We start from the raw sequence: 25,138 nt of genomic DNA, 5'->3' as shown, positions 1-25,138 counted from the left end.
CATGATGGCAACTTGGGTTATTTATTTTGATTAATCAACGCGTACACTTCTTTTTTATTCCAGCCGCTTTGTTCGGCCAATTCAGATGAAATCTCTTTTGCTGATTTGCCGGAGTTCAGTTCGGACTTAATTACTTTCAGCAATTCGTCTTCCGTCCACAGGCTTCTTTCTTCTTTCATCTTTCCTTCGATCACCAGTGTAAATTCGCCGCGCGGTTCTTTGGATTTGAAATAATCGAGGGCGCCGCTGGTTGATCCGCGCCAGAATTCTTCGTACATTTTTGTCATTTCGCGGGCAACGCAAATGCGGCGGTTGCCGAGGGTGGACAGAATGTCATCGAGTGCATCCACAACACGATGGGGAGATTCAAGAAAGATAAGGGTGTATGGCTGTTGGGAGATCTCTGTCATCCGGGCGCGGCGGTCACTGGCTTTGTGCGGAAGATAACCGAGGTAGAGGAATGAATCCGTGGGCAGGCCGGAGACTGTCAGGGCTGAGATGGGAGCCGAAGGACCGGGAACAGGCCGAACGTCGAAGCCTGATGCGAGGGCGGCTTGTACCAGTTCGTAGCCGGGATCATTAATCGCGGGCGTTCCGGCATCCGAAACCAAAGCCACGTCACCGCTGATGAGGGCTTCGAGGATGCGATCCAGTTTGTTTATTTTGTTGTGTTCAAAATAGCTGGTGAGCGGGGATTGAACATCAAAGTGTTTGAGCAAGATGCCGGTGTGACGTGTATCTTCTGCGGCGATGAGGACTGCTTCGCGCAGAATGCGCACAGCACGCGGGGACATGTCTTCAAGATTTCCGATCGGTGTTGCGACTAAATAGAGGATTCCCATGCAGGTATTTTATCACCCCCGACTTATAAAAAAAGCCGGGCGCTTTCGCACCCGGCCTGGTCTTTAAGGACAAGATCGTAAATCCACTTTGAAGATCGTACAACCCGCACCTTGCGGCGGTATAACTGCACAGCATTGATTGGCCGAATCAAAGATGGAATCTGCAGCGCATTTGTTTAAGTCAGCGTTGGCTACGACGGGCGGCAGACAAACTTCCAGTTCATAGGAAAAGGCTTCCTTCCCCGTACAGGAAATAAGGGTGCTGGATTCCAGGGAACAACGCATATCAGGATTAAGGGGAGTAAACTTTGCACCTTCAGGAATGGTGACAAAGGTATAGGGTATCTTTTTTGTGCAGACTTTATTGGTCTCATTGACTTTAGGGGTAGGAATGGTCCCCCCCGCTGCACAAGCTGGCGCAAAAGGAATGGCAGATGCTACAACCGCTTCAGTGGCTGGAACTTCAGTGGAAGTTAAAGCTTCAGTTGGAATTACAGTTGGAGCTTCGGTTGCAATTTCAGTCGGCACAAGGGTGGCTGTCGGCTGCGCTGTGGCAAACAATTGATTTCGCAGAAGGAAAAATCCAGCAACGACCACCAGCAAAATAACCCCCGCAACGATCAACCCGGTCATCCCGCGTGATGTGGCTGCGGGCTGAGAAGTTGTCTTATTGAATACACCTGAACGGAAGCCGGTGGTGGTGGAACCGGTAATGTTCCCTTCGTGTCCAAAAGCGATCAGGTTTAATTCCTTGGCCAATTCCACTGCGCTGGCATAACGTTTATTTTTATCTTTTGCCAGAGCCGTTTTAATCAAATGATCCACATCAGAAGGCAGGCTGGGGAGAGTCTTTAGAATTTCAGGCACAGGTTCGGTGATGTGTTTGACCACCACACCCATCGGGGTATCTGCGTTATAGGGCTGCTGTCCGCTCAACATTTGATAGACGATCACGCCCAAACCGTAGACGTCACTACGCGAATCCAACGGCTGCCTTGAGCCTGTTCGGGACTCATGTAAGCGGGTGTGCCGATAATTCCGCCGCCGGTCAGGCTGCCGGATGATTCAGATAATTTGGCAATTCCAAAATCCGAGATGAATGGGTCGCCATTGTTATCGAACAAAATATTATCGGGTTTCAGGTCGCGATGAATGATGCCTTCTTATGAGCATAGGTAAGACCTTGCGCAACTTTTTCTATGATACGTGCGGCATCCTGAACTGAGAACTTGCCTTTTTCGATCCAACCGGCCAAAGAGCCGCCGGTCATAAAACGCATGACAAAGTAGGGCTGACCATCTTCATCCCCCACATCATACACAGGCACAATAGAAGGATGTTCCAAACCCGCCACCATCTTAACTTCACGCTCAAAACGTGAGCGGAATTGCGGATCATGCATCATTTCACGCGGCAATACCTTGATCGCGACTTCACGTTCAAAGCTGGGGTCATAGGCACGGTAGACCGTTGCCATACCTCCGCGACCGAGTTCGGATTTAATTTCGTAGCGACCTATTTTAGTTGGAGTAGCCATACGGGCAAGTATAAACGAGATGGACATTTTGGCGCAAGCAATGTCTGGCAAATGTCAGGATATTAATATGCACCCCATTTGTACTGTTTTACACTTCAGGTAAAGCGCTTAGTGGTGGCTGTTTAAAGCCTGAAAAGTTTGTAAAAGACTGATCAAAATATCATCTGTGAACGTATACATTTTACCGAAGGTCTCGGCGGTTTTCCCCGATGAAACATTCGCCTCCCGATATACTTTAATAACCGAATCGATCAGTGTGTTTCTAAAAAACAGAAAGGCCTGCGCTGCGTCTACATAATTCAGGCTGTAGCGATGCGCGCGTGAAGCATATTCATAGCCAATGGCGTAGGCTTCGCTTTCGGCATCTGCGCCGTGGGTTGCCACATAGTTCATCAATCCGTGGAATAAGGAACGTGAACTCATGCGATATTGCGCGCGCGCATCCTCGTCCAATTTTTGATACCATGACTCTGCCTGCAAACGTCCCTCCGAAATTTGCATACGAACCGTTTTGATGACTTCCTGCATCATGTGTTCCGGTTCGATCTCACCCGACATCTGGTTTGATTCTGCCCAGAGAGAGAGTTCAACCTGCTTATAGCGGCGATGTCCGCCCTGTGTTTTGTGTGTAGGCAGCACACCTTTATCAGACCACAAACGTACTGTGCTGGGATGGACACCCAGCACTTTAGCCGCACCGCTCAGAGAAAGCCATTTATCTGTCATCCCTTATGATTCCGCGGTAAGCGCGATCTTTTCAACAAAGGATGGTTCCTGCACCTGTTTTCTAAACACGTTGACATCAATACGATAAAGCATGAATGCAGCAATTATGAGCATCAGCGCTTCAATGCCAAACACGACCAGATAGCCGCTCATGGCGCGTCCTGTTATTTTTGTGGCCGCATCTGCGACAATCCCCGCAAGCAGCAGACCTGTCAAACGGGACATGCCATTGGAGAATCCCCAGGCGCCGATGTAGAGGCCGACCTTGCCAGGGACGGTCAGATCGAACATCAGAGACAGATTGGCAACGGTTGAGATGCCCGTCCCAAAGCCGAGGAGCATGATGCCGATATAAAAGATGTTTAGGTTTCGCATCAATCCGCTGGCGATGATCAAAAGGAACCCAAATAGCGCACCGAGATTACCTGTCTGGGCGATTGTTTTCTTCGGAGCGCGTCCCTCAAGGATCGCGGCGACAATAAATGCGATCAGTGTGAACACACCGCTAATGGACACAATCCGCGAGGTGGCTTCAAGCGTCATACCGAAGGCTTCGGCACCGAAGGGTTCGAGCAGCACATCCTGCCCGAGAATGGCAGCAAGCAATAAAAGTAAATATAGGAAGAAAATTCTGGCAACCGGATTTTCAAGGATGGCAGATGACATTTCTTTGATGGTGTATGTGTCAGATGCGGCGTTTGATGCGAAAATGCCAGAGCGAGGCTCAAGCCTGATGAGGCCGAGCAGGCCAAGGATTAAGGCGGAAACGGCGACGGTGTTAAACGCGCCGGTCAACAATTCGGGTGTGTATGTGGGAACCATGCGGCTTAAGCTGACGCCAGTCGCAATTAATCCGATGACCATCATAAAAAACATCGTGGCAACTGTTTTGCCGCGTCCTTTTTCACCTGAAAGTTCCGAGGCAAGGGAAAGGTAGGAAACGGCGGAGAGGTTGTAGCCCATGCCCCATGCACCGAATGCGAATATGCCCGCAATAAGGCCGAGGCCAAAATTTTGATCCATTAAAACTGCGACCTGCGGCGAGATAACAAGGCCAAGCACGCAAAGCAGTAACCCAGCCAGGATGTAGGGCGTGCGACGAAATCCGAAGATCGGGTGGCGGTCTGAGAATGAACCGATGGCGACTTGAATGGGAGAAAACAAATATGGAAACACCGCCAGAAGCGTGAAGATGGTTTTCGATATGTTGAGATCATAGATCATGACACGGTTGAGCGTGCTGTTGATCGGCACGAGGGTCATTGCCACGGCGACATGAATGAGTCCGAGCTGCAGGCGTTTGATGAGCATGGTTTCCTTTGGTGGAAATTAATGATTGCTTGCTAAACAAGTCTTAAAATTCCAGAAGACATATTATTTTGATCTGAAAACTGAAGCGGTGTGTTGTAAAAACAGCAAGGGCGTTTTTCGCCCTTGCTTATGAAGGCTAATTGTACTTTTTAGAGCAAATAGCACAATGTAGATTTGAGTAGAATTTTACTAGAGATTGGTGAGTGTCGAAATACGTTTATTGGTTTTTGATGAATTTTTTGATCAAATCACGATAGGTGTGTATAAGTTGCAGATCAGGATCTTTGCCGCCAAAGTTGAGGAATACTTTAAATGCAGCATTTCCACGGCGGTCAAAGAACTGAAAACTGAGTGACTCATGCCGGTCAAGATGGCTGGGCTTGCTAAATGCAAAGACTGAAGCCAGCTCCCAACTGCGAATGTGCATATCAAGCGATTTGGTGCGAATATTCAGAAAACCATCCGTGTTGGTGAAGTTGCCAAATTGACCAAAAGCTTCGATGGTTGTCGCTCCGTTTGAAACTATAACATGCACATTACCGAGTGTCTCAAATGCCCCAATGATCTCCTCCCAACGGACAAAATCGAGTTCGTGGGCGATATCGCCTTCGAGCGAACGGATAATCTCCACTTCAGGGATGTTTAATTTTTGCGCCAGCATCAAAGTCATTTGCGAACGGTCACTGTTGAAGGCATCGCGAATGGTTTGCATCCGCTCTGTTGTGAGCATTTCAGGGGTAATTATGGTGTGAGTTTGAAACATTTTACATTCTCCAATTGTTAATAAAATTTATGATAAACAGTAGATCCAAAAAGATATTTCATCTTTGTTCATCGCTGTTTATCTCCGGTAAAAAAAATGGAAGCGTCAGGCTTGATCTACCTCCGATGCCGTGTAGTATAATTTTTGCGAGAGCAATAATCTGGATATTTGTATTAAAATTTACATAAATCAAATTGCAACCTGTTTTCAACCTTATTGAAGATTTTGGAGTTCAAAAAAGTTCCATGACAGTCAGTGCCGCAATGCAACGCTATGCCGCAGAAATTTACCGTCTGCAAGAAGACCATGAGCAGGTTTCACTTTCGCTTTTAGGTTCACATGTTGAATCCTCTGCGCAGGCGATATCGATCATGGTGAAACGCCTCAACAAAAGCGGATACCTGGTACATGAACCCTATCGCGGTGTGCGCCTTACACCGGCAGGTGAAAAAATCGCGATGCCTGCCTTGCGCCGTCATCGATTAACTGAAGTTTTTCTGGTACAGATCATGAAATACGATTGGGCTGCGGCTCATGAACTTTCTGATGTATTTGAACGCGGTGTAAATGAGGAGCTCGAAGAGCGTATGGATCATTTGACCGGCCACCCGACACGCTGCCCGCATGGTGAACCGATCCCATCAAAAGCAGGCGTGATGCCTGTTGTAAAAGATATGCCGCTGATCGACGCCCCTTCCGGTTCAGACTGTCTCATCAGCCGTGTGCGCACCCATAACATGGAAAAATTAAATTACATCGGAGAACTGGGTCTCGTACCGGGAACGCCTTTTCATCTATTAAGCTGTGCGCCATTTAAAGGTCCACTGCGGCTGCAAATGAAACCGCAGGACCATGTCATCGGCTATGAATTGGCTGTTTCTCTCTGGGTGGAAGTCGCAAAGCAGGGAACCGGCAATAAACTTCCGCCCGGGAAAAACGCGTGATCCACGATACAAAAACTGCCCGGTCCAAAATTGACCCGGCAGTTTTTGTATCGTTATATTTCTTTTGGCAGGTATAAATCAATAAAAAAATCGCTATTCTTCTGGAAGTAGTTGACGATATACAGTCAGCGTATTTTTATGAACATGTTGATTGCTAAAGCGTTCTACAATTAACTGGCGGCCCGCCCGCCCCATTTGGCTGCGCAATGATTCATTCCCCAATAAAGTTAGCAATGCAGCTGCCAATGCCTGCGAATCCCTAGGCGGCACAAGCAAACCATTGACTCCATCCTGCACTACATCCCGACAGCCGGGAACATCTGTGGTTACGATGGGACGTCCACATGCGGCGGCTTCAAGAAGTACGGTGGGGATTCCTTCGCCGAAACTGGGTAAGGTGACTACATGACAGGCAGCGAAGGCGGCTCGCATATCTGCCTGCCAGCCCCACCACTCTACAAGTCCTTCATCCACCCATTGATTTAATATTTTTACATCAATACTAGCGGGGTTACCCGGATCTGGTTCCCCTGCCAGAACAATGCGCGCATCCATTTTCTGGTGTAACAAACGGGCGGAATCCACCAAAGTCCCGACGCCTTTATCCCACAACATGCGCGTTGCCATTAACACAACAGGTCTCGCATCTGCGCTTTGCGGTTCGGGTAATGGTTGGTAGTACTCTGTGTCAGCGCCGACACCTTCGATCAAATGTGTGTTCTTAAATGCAACCAATTTTTCACTTACAAAATATTGCCGATCTGCTTCATTCTCAAAAAGGGTAGAACCTGAACGCAGGACAAACCGATATAGACTCTTAACCAATGGACGCAGCCACAAGGTACGCGTATCATTTCCCAGAAAAACATACCCCCGGCCGGTGATCGATCGGACAACGGCTGGAACGCGCGTTAAAATCGCCACGAGTGAACCGTAAAGCACGGGTTTGATGGTATGCAGATGAATCAAATCAGGTTTCTCCTGACCGACAATGCGCAAAAGATTCAGAAGTGTCTTTACTTCCCGAAATGGATTAATGCTCTGGCGTCCTACATTCCAGGCCTGCCAGCGAAAACCGTCTGCTTCAAGTTCGTGAACAAAAGGCCCGGGAGGAGAGATCAGGATAACATCCATACCTTGATCGCGTAAAAAACGCGCCAACGAAAGACGAAAGCGAAAGAGGTACCAATCTGTATTGGCAATTAGAAGTATTTTAGCCATTCCTGAGTACCTAATAACGGAAGACCGGTTACCCTATTTCGTCCAAAGCCAGCACGATCCTCTCAGAAGCGTGACCATCTCCGTATGGATTTACAGCACGCGCCATTTTTTGATGCTCGCCAAAATCATTCAATAATAAACTTGCTGTGGAAATGATTTTTTGCCTGTCTGTCCCCACCAAGCGCACAGTTCCGGCATCCACACCTTCAGGGCGTTCAGTTACATCCCGAAGAACCAACACCGGAACCCCCAAACCAGGCGCTTCTTCCTGCAATCCTCCGGAATCGGTCAGTACCAAAGCGGAACGTTTTAGGATATGTACCAGGGGTAGATAATCCAGTGGAGGCAGCAGAATCACATTGGGTATATTGCCGAGCAAACGATGTGCCGGTTCACTTACATTAGGATTCATGTGTACGGGATAAATAAAGTACATATCATCTTTATATATCTCAGCCAGTTCCTGAATGGCAGAGAAAACTTCATTAAGCGGCTCGCCAAAGTTCTCACGTCGATGGGCGGTAATTAATACAATCCTTCTTTTCCCATCCAGCACATTTTTGGGAAGCCCAATTTTTTCAAGTTCGCTGTCTAGGTAGGGCTGTTTCGCAACCCATTGCAAAGCATCAATAACAGGATTCCCCGTAACAAGAATGTTGGATGCTGGAACATTCTCAAGTAAAAGGTTTTTCTTTGACCACTCTGTCGGTGCAAAATGCAAGTCAGCAACTACACCGGCAACTTTACGATTAATTTCCTCTGGAAACGGCTGCCACTTATCCCCGGTACGCAGCCCAGCTTCCACATGACCAAAACGGCTGCGATTATAGAAGGCGAGCAAAGCGGCGACCATTACAGTTGTCGTATCCCCTTGTGCCAACACCCAATCTGGACGGAAATCCCGCACGACTACATCAAGGCGTGAGAAGATGGCAGATGTAAGATCAGCCAAAGATTGATTAGGTTTCATAATATTGAGATCTATATCAGGTTGAATATTAAATAACTGCAAAACCTGATCCAGCATCTCACGATGCTGGGCTGTTACACAGACCTGCACATCGAAACGCTCAGGGCGGGATTTTAATTGGCGAATAACTGGAGCCATTTTGATGGCTTCCGGACGGGTGCCGAAAATTGTAAGTACTTTGAGAAGCGCCATAATATTTACAGCCTATCGAACAGGCTGTCATTCCTTTTAATAAATCTTATATTCCACGATTTCATTAGCGACAAACCTATGGAAGATTAAATGTGCGTACAATGAAAATGGACATCTGGCCGCGAGTAACAGAACTATCAGGGCAATAACTACCTGAGCCGCAGCCTCCAGTAATCCCTTCCACGGCTAATTGTTTAATCCACGCAGCTGCCCAATAATCCACAGGCACATCGTTAAAGCCTGTATCAGTTCCCACCGGGGGCGGAGCATAAGCGCTGCCATATTTCCCTTTCAAAAGAAAAATCGCCATTTGAGCGCGAGTCGTGGAAACATCCGGACAATAATTACCGCCGCCACAACCGCCAGTGACGCCATCAGCTTTAAGAGCCTCGATCCAATGCTGGGCCCAATGGCCGGCTGTATCGCCAAACGTGATCGACCCCACAGGAGGATTAAAAGAAGCTCCATGCATGCCACGCCCAAGAAAGACCGCCATCTGCGCACGAGTCACATCATCATCCGGACAATAATAGCGATATGTAAAATCAGTGACATCACTAAAATCCACTACGGATGAGCCACAACCGCCAGTCACATTAGCATCCACAAGGCGCTCCACCCAGGATTGATAGTATGGAGTAGTACTCTTTCCTGCAAAAGCAGAAGCGGGCCAAACATCCTCAAAAGTCGCATCTGGACGGGCAAAAGCAATATTCATCATATCAGTGCTATCAGGCGCCCAGTATCCATAAGGAGATTGTGTCACCTGAGTCTTAAATGCATCCTTGCCTTCCGAAGAGGATGAATCCAACGAGTAATCCACCGGGTTACAATTAACAATTTCTCCAATGTTACCCTGATCTTCAGTTCGATTGAAATAAAGAATTGCACGCACACCAGGATAAGCGCCGATCTTTGAAAGAGTATCTGTCATCCAGAAAGCGCGGTCAACGCCATCAGCCACTGATCCAATTTCAGCAATGAAGATGGGCTTGGTCGGCGCCATGGCTGCCATGCGATCAAGATATGGCTTATAGATCTGTTCATATGATTCTGATGCAGTGTAGCTCCAACATGTACCAAAATTAAAGGAACTGAATCCAACTACATCAACAGCCGAGTCGCCGGGATAAAAATTTTCAAAGATATTTTCGGGTTTTCCAGGGTTGTTCCATCCATTCGGAGCAAAGACCCAGCTAACAGCAGATTCTGAAACGCCCTCTTCTTTAAATATCTGCTGAATACGCAAATAAGCTCGAATGTAATTGGCTGGATCATCCTTGTAGGTTATCCAATCCCCATTCATTTCTTGCATTGGCGCGATAAACGCACGCTTATCGCCATTGTAGCTACTCCAACCTCTAAATGTGTCAGCCCAATTGCGAATATTTGCATCAACCATGCCGTCTGCAATTTGTTTGGCTGTCCACGGCTGACTAACAGTGCCAGCCCCGAGGTTAACAAAAGGTACATAACCATTATCCCAGGCAGAATTTAATTCATTGGTAATCAGCCACCACGGTGATTCAATATCCAAAAAGGTTCCAGCAATGGAAACCACATGCGGACCTATATTATTTCGAAGAAAGTTGTCCAGCGTATTGATTTCACCCACTGTTTGATAAAGTTCAGCAGAGGGGTAAATCCCCACTAACACAGGTAAAGAACCTTCTCCCTGTGCTGTAGCATTCGGAAAAAGAGAGAAGAGAAGCGCGGCAAGCATAAAAAACATCGAGAAATTTTTTTTGAGCATAACAGTCTCCCATATTTTAAGATATTATCAGCACACGCCGAAAAGTTTGATTTCAATCAAAAAACACATATATCCATTGCATATAAAAAAGCAAGAACTGTCTCAAACATAAATTTACAGCTTGAAACAATTCCTGCTTATTTACAAATCCACGATTACGGCAAACTAAATACTTTTACCAAAAACACTGCCATTTCAGCACGCGTAACAGGACCGTCTGGGCAATAGTTATTACTGCCACAACCGCCAGTTATACCTTCGTTTGACAACTGTTCGATCCAGCTGGCTGCCCAATAAGAGCTTGCCACATCATTGAACACTCGACCAGTAGCGGCTGGCGGAGTATAAGACGAACCATGCGCGGCTTTCAACAAAAAGATGGCCATTTGTGCGCGCGATACATTGTAGTCTGGGCAGTAATTGCCACCACCACAACCGCTGGTAATTCCATCAGATGCAAGAGCTTGTATCCAATTCTTGGCCCAGTGGCTTCCCGTATCAGCAAAAGTGGCCGGCACATTAGGCGGGACAAAGCCGGAACCCCACTTACCTTTCTCAAGAAAAACTGACATTTGAGCGCGGGTCACTGCAGTATCCGGGCAGTATTGCCGTGGGGAACTCGTACAACCACTCGTGATGCCGGCATTGTAAATACGTTCGATCCAGGACCATGCCCAATAACTAGTGGGGACATCTACAAAAGTAGTGGATGGGGTATTTGTATAAGTGCAAGTTACCGTTTGCCCACTATCAAGATCAATGGTGGCAATCTGTCCGGCAACAGTCGTGCCACTATCAGAATCAACACAAGCGACGCTGGTAAACACCCAACCACTGGGCAGAGCGGATTGTGTCACAGTATAAGAGCCGGGGCTAATATTGCTAAACGTTGTACTCCCAGCCCCATAAAGAATATTTACAGGAAAGGAAGAGTATCCGGGGATGGAACTGGTAAAGTTAAATGTATCGTTGCCATTGGTTCCGACAACTGCGATAACGATCGTACCGGGTTGAACTTCGTACGCGCCAATATCACATTGACCGCCAGTTGGCTGCGGACGGGCAATGCCGCGTTGATCTGTGGTGACCTGTCCGCAGGTATTGGTGTTATATGGGATTCGGTCACGCGCCGGGCTTGTATTAAGTAAAGCATGTGTTTTTGTAACGCCGCTATTATCTACCAGCGCCCCCAATTGAGGATCCTGTCCGATAATATTGTGTGCAATTGTCCCGCTCACAGTACAACCGGTGGTAACTTGAATCAGGTTGTAATCCTGAGACAATAGAATACCGCCGCAATCAGGAGCATTGGCGCTACGATCAATATTGCCGCTAATGATGCTATTTTTAACATATGAATTACCAGAGGAAGAGGTTAACAATCCTCCGCCGTTCCCTATTGCATTCGTGTCATTATCGGCGATATTGGCAGTGATCGTGACAAAGTTTAAGCTGGCTTCGCCTGTATTATATATGGCTCCGCCTTCATTATTTGCCGTGTTGGCAGAAAAAGTACTATTAACGATGGAAAGAGTATTAGGGCCAAGGTTGCTAATGGCACCACCAGAAGAGGAAGCGGCGTTTCCAGAAAAAACTGATCCAACCACAGCCAGAGTACCTTTCCAGCTATCGACTGCCGCGCCATAATTACTTAGGTTGCCAATAAAAATACTATTTGTGATGTTGAGGGTACTATAGTTTTCAATTGCGCCGCCATAAGAGGTCGCGGTATTAAACGAAAGAGTTCCATTGGTTACATTGGTAATGCCGCTATTGAACAAAGCACCGCCAAATTGATTGGCTTTACTGGACGATATGCCGCTGTAATCAAAATTGAGCTTCCCGCCATTATTGTATAAGATACCGCCGCTGCCATTTGGATGCACGCCGTCTGAACACCCCGATTGCAAAACCATTTTATTTAATGTCAGATTTGCCGTGCTGGTCAGATAAAAGACACGAAACTCAGTCGCTGATGCAGAACCATTGATCAGACAGGAAAGCCCCGGGTCACGGCGTACAATCGAATTGTTTGCATTAATTGTCATTTTGCTGGTAATGGCAGGCAAACCATTTTGTCCATTTGTAGAATCTACAAAATCAGTAATGTTATAAGTGACACTGGCTGGGAGGTTGATCGTATCATCGCCGCTGCCTGCCACACACTCATTCACAGCGGCATCTGTATTGGCCGCCATGATCGCTTCACGTAACGAACAATGCCCATCTGCGCCGTTGACCACCACCACCCCTGCGGCAACGGTGATCGATGCTGCATGGGCAGTTTGAACGGGAATAAAAGCAAACAGAAAAGCGAAAAGCAATGCAAAATGTATCGCTTTGTCGTACCCTATTTTTTTTATAGATTTGAAGTTAATCATTATTTCTCCTTCATGTTTTTTCAATATTGAATTTGCCATTTTTACCCTAAAGGTGATCTGGAAGAACTTGGTAAACCGGCTAGCAAGATAACCTGCCATATTGCAAATATACAATCAATATTCCAAATTTTCCGATGCTGATTGATTCCATATAGGCACAGGTTTAATCAGTAAAACAGCATCTTAAAATAACTGTCGGCATTGTATCACGTAATCAAGAGGAGGTTGTATAGACCAATGCGGAGATAAAATATCATTCCATAACCGTTAACTTTAGGAAAATTTTATTAATACTCCGATAACGACATAATCAAATCCCCAAGGCTGTAATTGATGCCTATGGAACAAATAGCTATCTGTTATAACAACTGCCTTTTTCAAACATACGTTCGCTCGCCCATCACTGCAATTGGCTATATAATATTTCTTAAATAAAACCAGCTACATGAGTACCGAAGTAAGTAGCAGGAGTTATTAAAAAGCTTCTGATTTCTGAAAGCCAACTGGTTTGCTGCTTATATTAATATAAATAGCCGCCCCAAATTACCCAAACGATAAATCCATCATCAAAAATCTGCATACAAGGTTTATCCAATGAACATAAACACCGTTATTATCAACTATTTTATAAGCAACGGCCTTTGTACTGTGTTCGTGGTTTTATTCTGGCATCAGAACCGATCACGCTTTGCCGGTTTTGACTTTTGGCTGGCTGGTTTCACAATGCAAATTACGGGGATCGCACTGCTCGTTTTTCGCAGCATTGCGCCAGACTTGATACCGAATGAATTCTTTAGATCCGGCAGTTTTAATGCGCTGATTATCATCCTGCATCAGATGCTGTTCACCGCTGGTGCCTTCGGTTTATTCCTAATGGTCAACCGACGTCTGGTGAGCGACCTGGAACATGATGTAATGGGGCGTAAGCAAGTGGAATCAGAACTGAGGTTAAGCGAGGAAAAATTTTTGAAAGCCTTCCATGCCAGCCCGGATGCCATCCTTATCAGCCGAGTTCAGGATGGAAAGCTGGTGGAAGTTAACGAAGGATTTTGCCGTCTCACAGGATATTCACAGCACGAGGCGCTATCCAGTTCCTCGATCCGTTTAGATATCTGGGAAAAACCGCAAGACCGTGAAGCTGCGCTTTCTGCTTTGCAAAAGAGTCAAAGCGTCCGTAATCTTGAATATAATTTCCGCACCAAATATGGGAGCATATTAAATTGCATCTATTCAGGAGAGCTCATTGAATTGGGCGGCGAAACACATGTTTTATCGGTGATACGAGACATCACGGAGCGCCTGCAAAAGGAGACTTCTCTACATCAAGTTCAGTCACAAGTTATTGAGCAGCAACGTGCGCTGGCAACTTTTGAAGAGCGGGAGCGGACGGCGCGCGATCTGCATGATGGGATCGGGCAAACCCTTGGCTATGTTAATTTTCAGACGCAGGCGGTGCATGATCTGCTAGTACGGAATGAAAAAGAATCGGCGATTCAACTACTTGAACGGTTGGTGGAAGTAGTGCAGGAAGCGCACGAAGATGTGCGCGGACATATTCTTGGATTAAAAAGTAGTAATACAGTCTCTACGCATCAGGACTTCCTGACCGCACTCATGCAATATTGTGAACACCTGCGCCAGACCTATGAATTTCAAGTGGAATTACTCCTGCCTGAAAACCTGCCTTTGATATTGGCAACTACTGCCGTAGAAACTCAATTGATCTATATCATCCGTGAAGCCTTGAGCAATGCACAGCGGCATTCTGGCGTTTCACAAGCCAGCGTAATGATCTCACTGGACGAAATCAACATCCACTTTAGTGTAAAGGACATGGGAAACGGTATCAGCCAAAATTATACAGGTCCGGAGCGCCGCAAGGTGGCTCATTTCGGCCTTGAGATGATGAGGGAACGTGCTGACCAAGTGGGAGGGCTGCTACAAATTGAAACTACCCCAGGAACCGGGATGCAGGTTTCGGGTTGGCTGCCGCGCAAACTATCCACAGAGGATCTACCGTCGGCGCGCATCCTGCTCGTGGATGATCATCCACTTTTTTTGGATGGTTTGCGCAATCTGTTGACGGTTCGCGGGATGCAGGTAATTGGCACGGCCAGCGACGGTTTTGAGGCGCTTGAAGCGGCACGCAAAATGCAGCCTGACATAATTGCCATGGATATTCAAATGCCGCGCTGTAACGGGTTGGAAGCAACCCGTCTCATCAAAGCTGAAATGCCGAATATAAAAATCGTGATGCTGACCACTTCAGCAGATGAAGAAAATCTTTTTGAAGCTTTGCAAAACGGCGCTTCAGGTTACTTGCTCAAGGCCACAGGCATAGATGAATTTCTGGAACTGCTAAGCGGGTTGACCCGCGGAGAAAGTATTTTCTCTCCCGGGCTGGCAAACAAAACCCTCGAAGTGTTCACCCGCCAAAGAGTCGGCAAACCAATGGCCGATCTAAAAGAACCGGCGATTTCTGGAATAGAATTGACCGAAAGGCAATTGGAGGTTTTGCGGCTGGCATCGCAAGGGTTGATGTACAAAGAAATTGGATCACGCCTGTTTTTGACTGAGCGCACGGTTAAGTATCACATCGGTGAAATTCTTGGACGCCTGCATTTGAAAACCCGCCGCGAAGCTATTGACTATGCCAAGGACAAGGGATTGGTTTAAGAAAGACTGTCCCTAGACTGTACTCAGACTGTACTCAGACTGTACCCCGACCACAATGACAATTTCCCGTCTCTACTCTAAAATAAATTAATATAAGTTAGGGCTTACGCAAGACGGAAATTTTCCTGCTTCTGCCGTCTGCCGTCAGAAAACAATGCTTTTTGCGTAAGCTCTATAAGTAAGCAGCCAGATTGGGAGTTTCCAACATGTCGGATACAAAACGTGTGATCATCTACGGGGATTCGATCTTCCTGAGCGGAATCGCGGAATCCCTGCGTGCTGATTCGGGATTGAAGGTTGTGGAAATCGACCCTCAAGGCGGGAAAATAAATTTGGAAACATCTGAGCCAGATGTAGTAGTGGTGGATGCTTCACGAACGTCACAGGATCAACTTGCTGTGTTGATGGCGCTCTTTCGCTCCAAACCCGGTCTGCCATTTATCAGCCTTGATGCCGATGACAAGCAATTAACCGTGCTGTCATCCCTGCAATATCCCGCAGTCAGTCTGCCAGACCTGACACAGGTGATTAAGAGCTATTTTACAACTCTTCCGAATTTATAAACCCTGAAAAACATCCATATTTATTCTGATACGAGGTCTTCGTCAATGCGAAAATTTATATTATTTTTGATTGTAGCTATTTTTTTCACTCAGTCGTGTATTGCACAGCAGGCATTAAGTACTCCCACGATTAATGCGACGACGCCACCAATTGAAGAAGTTACTCTGGAAATGCCAACCATGCCATCTCCATCCATGACCATAGACCCTATGCGGCAACGCGGCAAACTCGTCACCGTTTTTGTGGGAGATATATTCGCGATCAGTGTTCCGCAGGGTTCTCCCAAATGGAAGGTGGATTATGCAGGTTCGGTGGTTGAGCCGCTGACACCTGTGGAAAACATGAAAGAGCCGGGGCCGCAGGGCTGGTTCTTTCGCGCGATTGCTACAGGCCAGACCGATATAAGGTTGACATCGCACACGCCGCCATGCGAATCATCCGTGCCATGCCCACCGGCGCCACCCATTGTGTTTGTATTCACCCTTGAAGTTAAATAGTTTCTATTTTTGGGAAGTTTGCTCTCAGAGCAGTAATTTTTTATCGGACAGTATCCAGCTCAAGGTTAAGGCGGATGCGGTTTAATTTCCACTAAATTACTGCCATTCACAATACTCACTCCCTGTCAGCTACTTCAACGGCTGACGGGAGAATTTATAAAAAAATTTACTACAATACATTTCTCTCGTAAAAACCCTAAAGGTCTTTTTTGCTAATCAGGATTTTACGAAAGCAAGGCAGACCTTTAGGGTTTAAATGTACGGTAGAGAAAAAAATAAGAGAGGCGCTATGCGTAATACATTTATTAATTTAAGTCTATTGATGACCCTGCTCTTTATGAGCGCGTGCGGCCAGGGAAAAACTCCTGAATCGGTATCTTTCATGGTCTTCGGTGAACCAGCCGAACTTAAGGCATATCAGGATCTGGTGGATGCTTTTCAAAAGCAAAATACAGAAGTTACGATTGAGTTGATCCATATTCCCAGCCAGGGTGATTATCGTAAACGTTTGGTTGCCGATCTGGTGGGCGGCGCGCCTGCGGATGTGGTGCTGGTTAATTATCGGCGTTTTAGCGGATTGGCTCTCAAAAATGCGTTTGAACCTCTTGGCCCTTATTTGGAGAAGTCAGATAAGATCAAAGAAGATGACTTCTATCAATTATCGATTCATGCGTTTTCGATCAAAGATCAGGTGGTATGTATCCCACAAAATATTTCCAGTCTGGTGACCTATTACAACAAGGATCTATTTGATGCGGCAGGGTTGCCTTACCCCAACGCAGATTGGACATGGGACGATTTTATATCCGCTGCGAAAACGCTGACCGTAGACACAGATCAGGATGGAGACCCTGAACAATATGGCGCGGGAGTGGAGCCTACACTCTTGCGTGTGGCGCCATTTGTCTGGCAGAATGGCGGTACTGTCAGCAGCGGAGATAATCGAACCATTACACTTACCGACCCGCTTGCTTTGGAAGCAGTCGAATGGTTTGTAAACTGGCAGGTGAAATATCATATTGTGCCTGATGCTGCTGAGGAAACCGCAGAGAGCAGTGAAAGCCGTTTTATTAACGGACGCACAGCCATGTACTTTAATAGCCGGCGTTTGGTGCCAACCTTTCGTGAAATTACGGCATTTGACTGGGACGTAGCTCCTCTGCCTGCTGGTCGGAACAAAGTTACTATTTTGCACTCCGATGCGTATTGTTTAACCGCAGCCAGCAATCACAAAGAAGCTGCGTGGGCTTTCATCGAATTTGCCAACTCGATAACCGGGCAAACGATCGTATCTCAAAGCGGGCGTACTGTGCCTTCGCTTATTCAAGTTGCTGAATCTGAGGCGTTTCTGAATTCAAATACAAAACCTGTGCATAGTCAGGTATTCCTTGATGTGATTCCTTCCACCTTACGCCTGCCGCAACACCCCAACTGGGCTGATATTGAAGAAATATGCGACGAGGAAATACAGCGCGCATTTTTCGGGGAAGTCACTGTGCTTGAAGCCATGCAATCGGCTGTTGCCCGCGCTCTGCCTTTATTTACAGAGATCGAATAAAGATAGGCTACGCAAAAAGCAGGAAAATTCCCGTCTTGCATAAGTCCTAAAAAAACTTCATAACTGTAAACCTTTCGATTAGCGCCCAAAATACAAGCAGATATTCCAGATACAGAGTTGGCCTGTATTTGGAATATCTGCAATTTATATACACTCTGGGAAGTTCCTGATAGACTCGGCGGATCGCTTAACATGGAAGTCCATTTATTTATTTGAATCACATTCTCTTTCATTCTTTGGAGCATAACTTCCAATGTCTAATGTACCTGTAGGCTCCAAGCCTCACTTGTTTTCAAGCTCCTACCGCACTCCACTACTATTAATGCTGGCACCCTACCTGGTGGGTACAGCAATATTGGTGGGGGTTCCGGCTTTGCTTTCTCTGGTACTGGCGTTTATGCGTTACGACGGTATGTCTACGCCGGTATGGGTCGGCTGGTTTAACTTTCGTCTTGTATTGGCAAATCCAGTCGATCTGCTTTTCCCCATCTCACTCTACAATACACTTTATTTCATTATCTTAGCCGTACCTGTTCGTATCTTGAGCGCATTAACACTGGCGTTGTGGCTCAATCGCAAAGGCCGGGGCGTTGGGTTATATCGTGCAGCTGTGTACCTCCCCACGATCATTCCCGATGTAGCCTATGCCTTAATCTGGATGTGGATCTTCAACCCTTTATATGGTCCGCTTAATTTAATTCTTGGCATGTTGGGCCTGCCTACGCCCGGCTGGCTGGCTGATGCTGAGTTCGCAAAAGTTGTTTTTGTTGTGATGGCGGCTTTCCAGATCGGCGAAGGCTTTGTGGTTTTGCTGGCAGGTCTGCAAAATATTCCGCCTGAATATTATGCCGCCGCCGCAGTCGATGGCGGCAATACCTGGCAGCAATTTCGTTATATCACCCTGCCTTTGCTTGCCCCCTGGCTTTTATTACTAACCCTGCGCGATATCATCCTAAGTACCCAAAACATATTCACTGCCAATTTCATTATGACCAATGGTGACCCATATTACTCCACACTATTTTTGCCGCTCCTGATCTATGAAGAAGCCTTTGACCGAATGCATTTTGGTCCCGGTTCTGCCATGACCGTTTTACTTGTTATTGTCACTGCGGCATTGATCGGATTTGTTCTATCCATCGTTGGGAATTGGGGAGAAGCCGATGCCGACTAAACAGACTCAACGCATCATCCGCACCGTGGCTTTTCATACCGTTTCGATTTTAATATCTGCGCTTTTTGTTTTGCCTCTGATCTGGATGTTTGCCGCTTCACTTCGTCAACCGGGCCTGCCTCCGCCTCGAACAATGGAGTGGCTGCCCGATCCTTTGATGTGGTCAAACTACGTGCGCGTTTTTCAGACACTCCCCATCGGGCGCTACATTCTTAATTCACTACTTGTCGCCGGAACGGCAGTCCCCATTACATTGGTCACAGCTTCTTTGGCAGGATTCGCGATGGCACAATTAAACCGTCGTGGACAGGATCGACTCATTATTCTGTCTGTGATCCTGTTGATCATCCCCACCACAGCCGTATGGCTGGCGCGTTTTATACTCTTCCGCGGGCTGGGGTTGTTTAACACACATGCCGCCTTAATTGCACCCAGTCTTATGGGATCCAGCCCACTATTTGTGCTGTTGTTCTTCTGGAGCTTTCGGCGCATCCCGCCTGAGCTATATGAAGCAGCCCGCATCGACGGAGCCAGTCTGCTAAATATTTGGTGGCGTGTGGCTTTGCCGCTATCCAGTGCCACCATCGTTGTGGTCAGCATCCTCACCTTTTTATTATATTGGGGTGACTTCGTTACCCCTTTGTTTTACCTCAAATCTCAAACACTCTATACACTGCCGGTCGGGTTACGTCAATTGCAGGAACTTGACCGCACCAACTGGCCTTTGTTACTCACCGGCTCTGTCATTATGACTCTGCCTGCGGTCTTATTGTTCGCCATCGTCCAACGTTTCTTTTTGCAGGAGAACCGCCTTTCAGGCATCTATGGTCAATGAAACACATTTCAGCCGGCAAAGACTGTACCCAGACTGTACTTAATATGAATGACAAATGCCGGGAATGAGTCTACAATAAAAAAATAAGGCATAAATTTTATGCCTTATGAGATTCCATTCAATTTTTTTATATTAGGAGATATCCATGTCAAAAAAGAATAGAATATTTCTGTCCATCGTCTCCAGCTTCATGCTGGGGGTGATCGCTTTGGGCCTGTGGAGCAGGCTGGGGCCGCTAAGCCCCAGTGTTACCCAGGCACTTGCAAGCAGTTCCAGCGCGCAACGTCTTGAAGAAGATGAAGGCCCGATGGCAGACCACCCTTATGAGGCGCTGGCTTGGCGCAATCTTTCCCTGGTGGATGAAAATGGCTTCATCCCTGCTGATGGGTTGATCAATGCCAATCAGCAAATCAAAGCCATGCGGGCACAGCAGGAAGCAGCCTCCAAAAAGGCAATTACCAGCAATGGGTGGACATGGCTCGGACCCGGAAATATCGGTGGTCGTGTACGCTCAGTCGTTATCCATCCTACCAACACAAACATCATGTGGGCTGGCAGTGTCACTGGTGGCATTTGGAAGACCACCAATGGCGGTGCCTCCTGGGCGATTATGGATGACTTCATGACCAACATGGCTGTCTCCACCATGGTGATCGACCCAACCAATCCAGAGGTTTTGTACGCTGGTACTGGCGAAACAGGATGGGGTGGTAGTGAATACGCAGAACCAGTTGGCGGTGGGGTTTTTAAGACTACCAATGGCGGCACAACCTGGACGCAGCTTGCCTCAACCAATACGTACGAATGGTATTTTGTTAACCGCTTGGCGATCAGCCCTGCTAATCCTCTAATTCTTTTGGCAGCCACCGATAGCGGCACGTGGAAAAGTATTGATGGCGGTACATCCTGGGTTAAGGCAGTAACAGGCTCCACACGTCCTGGTGATGTTAACTTTAATCCTGTTGATGGCACCAAGGCAATTAGTGCAGCGAGGTCGGAGAATGCCTACTACTCGACAAATTCAGGTGATTCCTGGACTGCGGCAACCTTCACATCCATTGATAGTGGCGCTGGCCGCGTGGAAGTTGCATACGCGCCAAGCAATCCAAGCATCGTGTATGCTTCAGTGGAGATTAATGGCGGTGAGGTCTGGAAAAGCACAGATGGCGGCGTAACCTATTCTCGTGTAAATACCGGGCAAAATTTTGGCGCTAATGGCTGGAATTCCCCTCTTTGGGTTGACCCAACCAATCCCAATATCCTTATCGTTGGTGGCATTGATCTATTTCGCAGTACAGATGGCGGCGCTACCTTAACCCAAATTAGCGTGTGGCAGGATGCGCCTTCTTCCGCTCACGCAGATCATCATTGGATTGTTGAACAACCCGGCTTCAACGGAACCAGCAATACAACCGTCCTTTTTGGTAATGACGGCGGCGTGTATCGTGCAGATAATGTGTACACGGTTGTCGGAACCAGCGGTTGGACAGAGCTAAATAACAACCTCGGTATCACCCAATTCTATGGCGCAGCAGGCAACCCTACCACAGGAAAAATTGTGGGTGGCACGCAAGATAACGGAACACTGGTCTACACACCTGCTGGCGGCACAGAAGGCTGGACAACAACTTTTGGCGGCGATGGCGGTTGGTCTGCAGCAGACCCTGTGGACGACAACTACCTTTATGGTGAATATATTTACGCTCAGGTACATCGCAGTAATAATGGCGGCGTATTCTCTGAAGATATTTGGGGTCAGTATTGGGATGGCTTCGCATACCAATACAAATCGGCTCCCTATACCATTACCGAGGCAAAAAATTCACAAGCCAATTTTATTGCACCTTTGGTTCTTGACCCCAACAATTCCAATCGTTTGTTGGTCGGCGCCGAATCTCTATGGCGCACGAATGATGTCAAAGCTCCAAACACCTCCACAACGGGACCAGCCTGGTATGTAATCAAGGCTCCAACGACTGGCAACAGTAATATCAGCGCGATCGTGGTTGCTCCGGGCAACTCAGATATCATCTGGGTCGGCCATAACAATGGCGATGTTTACGTGACAACAAACGGCACCAGCGCCACCCCCACCTGGGCACAGGTCGATAGCAACTCACCCGGGTTGCCTGATCGGTATGTAACGCGTATCGCTGTCGACAAAAACAACACCAGCAAGGCGTATGTCACCTTCGGTGGTTTTAACCCAGACAATGTGTGGGTCACAACCAATGGCGGTTCCACCTGGACTGATTCAGCCGGGTCTGGATTAACAGGCTTACCATACCTGCCAGTCCGAAGCCTTGTCATCCATCCTTTTAACTCAAACTGGATCTACATTGGAACCGAACTTGGGATTTTCACCAGCGTAGATGGCGGCGCCACCTGGGATGTTTCTCATAACGGTCCAACCAACACACCAGTAGATGAACTATTCTGGATGGACACAAAACTAGTCGCGACAACTTATGGCCGTGGTCTATTCCAGCAGGAGACCGCCACATTCTCTGATGTGCCTGGTGCCTATTGGTCATGGTCCTGGATCGAACGACTTTACGCAGCCGGCATCACTGGCGGATGTGCTACTTCTCCGAGCCTGGCCTACTGTCCCGACTCCAGCGTAACACGCGCTCAGATGGCTGTCTTCCTATTGAAAGGCATGCACGGATCTAGTTACACACCGCCTGCCGTGGGAGGCAGCACTGGTTTCGGCGATGTAGCCGCTGATTATTGGGCAGCCGCCTGGATCAAGCAATTGGCTGCTGAAGGAATTACAAGCGGCTGCGGCGCCGGAAATTATTGTCCTGAAACAATTGTTACCCGCGCACAAATGTCTATCTTCCTATTGAAAGCCAAGCACGGCTCATCCTATTCACCGCCTGCCGCCACTGGTGACTTCACCGATGTACCTGTTGGCTATTGGGCAGACAAATGGATCGAGCAACTTGCTGTCGAAGGCATAACTGGCGGATGTGGAGTTGGTGTCTACTGCCCGGATAGCCCAGTCACTCGCGCTCAAATGGCTGTCTTCCTGGTAAAGACATTTACTCTGCCGTAGTGCTGTTTGAAAATAGTCGTAAGTAACTTATAGAAACATGATAAAAAGATAGGCCTCTGCTCAGAGGCCTATCTTTTTATACACATCGGTTTAGTGCAACACGTCAAGTCACAATTATTTATGGCAAGTTAAAGGTCTTCACTAGAAAAACCGCCATCTGGGCCCGGGTCACAGAGTTATCCGGGCAATATGTGCCAGCCCCACAGCCGCTGGTAATCCCCTCAACCGCCAGTTGTTCGATCCACTTATCGGCCCAGTACCCAACTGGCACATCGGTAAAAACTCCGATGGGGTTGGGCGGAGTATAAGCGGAGCTGTACTTGGCTTTCAGAAGGAAAATTGACATTTGGGCACGGGTGACAGTTGTTTCCGGGCAGTAATTTCCATCGCCGCATCCACTGGTGATGCCTTCGATGGCAAGTTGTTTGATCCAGGCGGCTGCCCAGTAATCAACTGGAACATCTGTAAACCCAGTACCGGCATCCACTGCAGGGGGGACATAACCCGAGCCATGAATACCTTTTAGGAGAAAAATCGCCATTTGCGCGCGTGTCACGCCGCTTTCAGGACAATACAGCAGACTAGGGGTGGTGACACAGCCGCCGGTGATGCCCGCGGCATACAAACGCTCAACATAACCTTTTGCCCAATAGTTAAGAGGTACATCAACAAAGGGTAATATTTGAGCACTGTGACCTATTTCAATCGTGGCAAATTGCGCTCCATTCTGGATGGATACCTGATACCCATCTGTTGTGGCCGCCAGCACAGAAACGGAAATATTGTTAGCCAAATCTGTAAATGTTTCTCCCACTTTCCAAATAGCTCCAGCATCTCCTGTATTTCCATTACCATCTATATCCACCACATGGGCGGGATTCATTCGCGAATAATCTATCTCGTGAATGATAATGCCCTGTCCCGGCAGTTTTGAGTCGTATCCTACGGTGTTATTACGTGCTTCAACAGTGTACAAATTAAACCCAGACCCAAGGATTGGAATCTCTGCCATGAGGTAGGCACCGGGATTAAACGCATCTGAAACATCTGCATTGGAATAATTAAGTGTATATTTTAACCCGGCAGGAATCCACCCGAGGATATCCTTGTGAAACATGATCGTATGCTGACCGATACAGCCATAGGTGGGATCTGAAAGGCGATAGCAATTACTCCAGGTATCGCTCATTACATCCCATTGATTATCATAGGTCTGACCGTAGCCGCCGGAGGAATGCGGCAGGCCAAAGCCATGTCCCATTTCATGTGCGATCACTGTTATATCTGAATACCCCCATGGCGGTTCCCATGTTGTGCTCCAGCCGCCATACACACCGTCCAACTCAAGATACTGTGACCCGCCCCACGCAAACCCATCCAGCTCATAGTTAAACATCATATTGATACCCTGATAACTGGGGAAGTAGACATCATTATCTGCCTGGGCTATGCAATCTGCGGCCAGAACATCTAAAAAGTTTGGGTTATTTATATAGTAGGAGCGCGCCTGAGGAAGTACATACCAACCGACAGCCGTGCTGCCCAGCACGTTGATCGCATTGTAGGAAACTTCCTGCCAATAGTGATTAAGACCGGGATAGGTACTGGAATACATATCTTGAAAATAGGAAAGCGAAGCCGGTTCTTGTGCGGGATAATCTGGAAACTTGCACATGATGGATATCCACGGTTGCGACCCGCTGACAGCGGCAGAAACAGAATTGGATTGAAGAACGCTGCCACTGGGAGAATCTGCCAGGTTAATGGATTCTGCTTGAAAAACAGGAGCAGCCTCCAGCGCCGAAAGAGCCGTGTCCCACTTCCCGGTAACTGTCACCCGTTTCTGATTCAGAGTCAGCACTCCGCCGGATGATTCCATGGCAGTATCCATTTGCAGGACTGTGGTTTGTTTGTTATCTGCAATGATCTGGTAGGTGGTGACGGAGCCCGATGGGCCGTCGCCCCATCGAATGTTGAGAATGCCAGTGATGGTTTGCTGGGCTTGAGCGCCGGCTGTGCCAAGCGGTGCGATGAGCAAGACAAGCAGGATAAATGTTGAGAATAGAACAAATACTTTACGTTGCATAAAATCCTCCAATCTGAAAATTTTTATATGGTTTATCAGCAATATTTTGG

At 47.5% G+C, this 25,138-nt stretch carries 18 protein-coding genes and 2 pseudogenes; 8 read left to right on the top strand and 12 right to left on the bottom strand.

Annotated elements, in window-relative coordinates; all coding sequences use genetic code 11:
- Positions 1–17 precede the first annotated feature (17 nt).
- From rsmI to IPL71_RS00690, 6 genes and pseudogenes are all read right to left on the bottom strand, one after another.
- Positions 18–842 (bottom strand): 16S rRNA (cytidine(1402)-2'-O)-methyltransferase, encoded by an 825-nt coding sequence (rsmI, locus tag IPL71_RS00710; RefSeq protein ID WP_345318055.1) that lies wholly within the window; start codon positions 840–842, stop codon positions 18–20.
- Positions 843–905: 63 nt separating this feature from the next.
- Positions 906–1,829 (bottom strand): serine/threonine protein kinase, encoded by a 924-nt coding sequence (locus IPL71_RS00705; protein ID WP_514130724.1) that lies wholly within the window; start codon positions 1,827–1,829, stop codon positions 906–908.
- Positions 1,793–2,319 (bottom strand): annotated as a pseudogene (locus IPL71_RS25700) (serine/threonine-protein kinase). Before IPL71_RS25700 ends, IPL71_RS00705 begins: the two are co-directional and overlap by 37 nt.
- Positions 2,320–2,487: 168 nt before the next feature.
- Positions 2,488–3,105 carry a MerR family transcriptional regulator gene (locus IPL71_RS00700; RefSeq protein WP_345318054.1) on the bottom strand — a complete coding sequence of 206 codons (618 nt, stop codon included), beginning with the start codon at positions 3,103–3,105 and terminating at the stop codon, positions 2,488–2,490.
- A 3-nt stretch (positions 3,106–3,108) separates the two neighbouring features.
- Complete coding sequence (locus IPL71_RS00695) at positions 3,109–4,416, bottom strand: BCD family MFS transporter (protein ID WP_345318053.1); 1,308 nt, start codon at positions 4,414–4,416, stop codon at positions 3,109–3,111.
- Between the two features lie 217 nt (positions 4,417–4,633).
- On the bottom strand, positions 4,634–5,179 hold the full coding sequence (locus IPL71_RS00690; RefSeq protein ID WP_345318052.1) for a ChuX/HutX family heme-like substrate-binding protein: 546 nt from the start codon (positions 5,177–5,179) through the stop codon (positions 4,634–4,636).
- Between the two features lie 245 nt (positions 5,180–5,424).
- On the opposite strand from IPL71_RS00690, the gene IPL71_RS00685 reads away from it, so the two are divergent.
- Positions 5,425–6,123 (top strand): metal-dependent transcriptional regulator, encoded by a 699-nt coding sequence (locus tag IPL71_RS00685; RefSeq protein WP_345318051.1) that lies wholly within the window; start codon positions 5,425–5,427, stop codon positions 6,121–6,123.
- A gap of 93 nt (positions 6,124–6,216) precedes the next feature.
- On the opposite strand, the gene IPL71_RS00680 is transcribed toward IPL71_RS00685, so the two are convergent.
- The 5 genes and pseudogenes from IPL71_RS00680 to IPL71_RS25690 all read right to left on the bottom strand — a co-directional run.
- Entirely contained in the window at positions 6,217–7,344 is a 1,128-nt protein-coding gene (locus IPL71_RS00680; RefSeq protein WP_345318050.1) for a glycosyltransferase family 4 protein, read from the bottom strand.
- A 28-nt stretch (positions 7,345–7,372) separates the two neighbouring features.
- Complete coding sequence (gene wecB / locus IPL71_RS00675; RefSeq protein WP_345318049.1) at positions 7,373–8,506, bottom strand: non-hydrolyzing UDP-N-acetylglucosamine 2-epimerase; 1,134 nt, start codon at positions 8,504–8,506, stop codon at positions 7,373–7,375.
- Between the two features lie 76 nt (positions 8,507–8,582).
- Positions 8,583–10,259, bottom strand: coding sequence for a glycoside hydrolase family 26 protein (locus IPL71_RS00670; RefSeq protein WP_345318048.1), 1,677 nt, complete (start codon positions 10,257–10,259; stop codon positions 8,583–8,585).
- Positions 10,260–10,414: 155 nt separating this feature from the next.
- A complete protein-coding gene (locus IPL71_RS25695) occupies positions 10,415–11,290 on the bottom strand; it encodes an S-layer homology domain-containing protein (protein WP_514130733.1) in 876 nt (291 codons plus the stop codon).
- Between the two features lie 39 nt (positions 11,291–11,329).
- Positions 11,330–12,175 (bottom strand): annotated as a pseudogene (locus tag IPL71_RS25690) (choice-of-anchor Q domain-containing protein); the annotation flags it as partial.
- A 1,059-nt stretch (positions 12,176–13,234) separates the two neighbouring features.
- On the opposite strand from IPL71_RS25690, the gene IPL71_RS00660 reads away from it, so the two are divergent.
- From IPL71_RS00660 to IPL71_RS00630, 7 genes are all read left to right on the top strand, one after another.
- Positions 13,235–15,316: a response regulator gene (locus tag IPL71_RS00660; protein WP_345318046.1), complete on the top strand. Its 2,082-nt coding sequence runs from the start codon at positions 13,235–13,237 to the stop codon at positions 15,314–15,316.
- A 206-nt stretch (positions 15,317–15,522) separates the two neighbouring features.
- Positions 15,523–15,879, top strand: coding sequence for a hypothetical protein (locus IPL71_RS00655; protein ID WP_345318045.1), 357 nt, complete (start codon positions 15,523–15,525; stop codon positions 15,877–15,879).
- A 180-nt stretch (positions 15,880–16,059) separates the two neighbouring features.
- Positions 16,060–16,377, top strand: a complete 318-nt coding sequence (locus IPL71_RS00650) for a hypothetical protein (RefSeq protein WP_345318044.1) — start codon at positions 16,060–16,062, stop codon at positions 16,375–16,377.
- A 289-nt stretch (positions 16,378–16,666) separates the two neighbouring features.
- Entirely contained in the window at positions 16,667–17,935 is a 1,269-nt protein-coding gene (locus IPL71_RS00645; RefSeq protein ID WP_345318043.1) for an ABC transporter substrate-binding protein, read from the top strand.
- A 253-nt stretch (positions 17,936–18,188) separates the two neighbouring features.
- The gene (locus IPL71_RS00640) at positions 18,189–19,109 is read left to right on the top strand and encodes a carbohydrate ABC transporter permease (RefSeq protein ID WP_345318042.1); all 921 of its coding nucleotides are present in this window, start codon (positions 18,189–18,191) and stop codon (positions 19,107–19,109) included.
- Positions 19,099–19,944, top strand: coding sequence for a carbohydrate ABC transporter permease (locus IPL71_RS00635; protein WP_345318041.1), 846 nt, complete (start codon positions 19,099–19,101; stop codon positions 19,942–19,944). The genes IPL71_RS00640 and IPL71_RS00635 overlap by 11 nt, the downstream gene beginning before the upstream one ends.
- Before the next feature lie 145 nt (positions 19,945–20,089).
- Positions 20,090–23,002, top strand: a complete 2,913-nt coding sequence (locus tag IPL71_RS00630; protein ID WP_345318040.1) for an S-layer homology domain-containing protein — start codon at positions 20,090–20,092, stop codon at positions 23,000–23,002.
- Between the two features lie 118 nt (positions 23,003–23,120).
- Here the strand turns inward: IPL71_RS00630 and IPL71_RS00625 are convergent, their stop codons facing one another.
- Complete coding sequence (locus IPL71_RS00625; RefSeq protein WP_345318039.1) at positions 23,121–25,088, bottom strand: S-layer homology domain-containing protein; 1,968 nt, start codon at positions 25,086–25,088, stop codon at positions 23,121–23,123.
- Between the last annotated feature and the right edge of the window lie 50 nt (positions 25,089–25,138).

The sequence above is a fragment of the Candidatus Villigracilis proximus genome (assembly GCF_016717045.1).
Lineage (GTDB): Bacteria > Chloroflexota > Anaerolineae > Anaerolineales > Villigracilaceae > Villigracilis > Villigracilis proximus.
The sequence above is the reverse complement of the archived record's forward strand: the minus strand, read 5'-3'. Positions and strand labels throughout refer to the sequence as shown.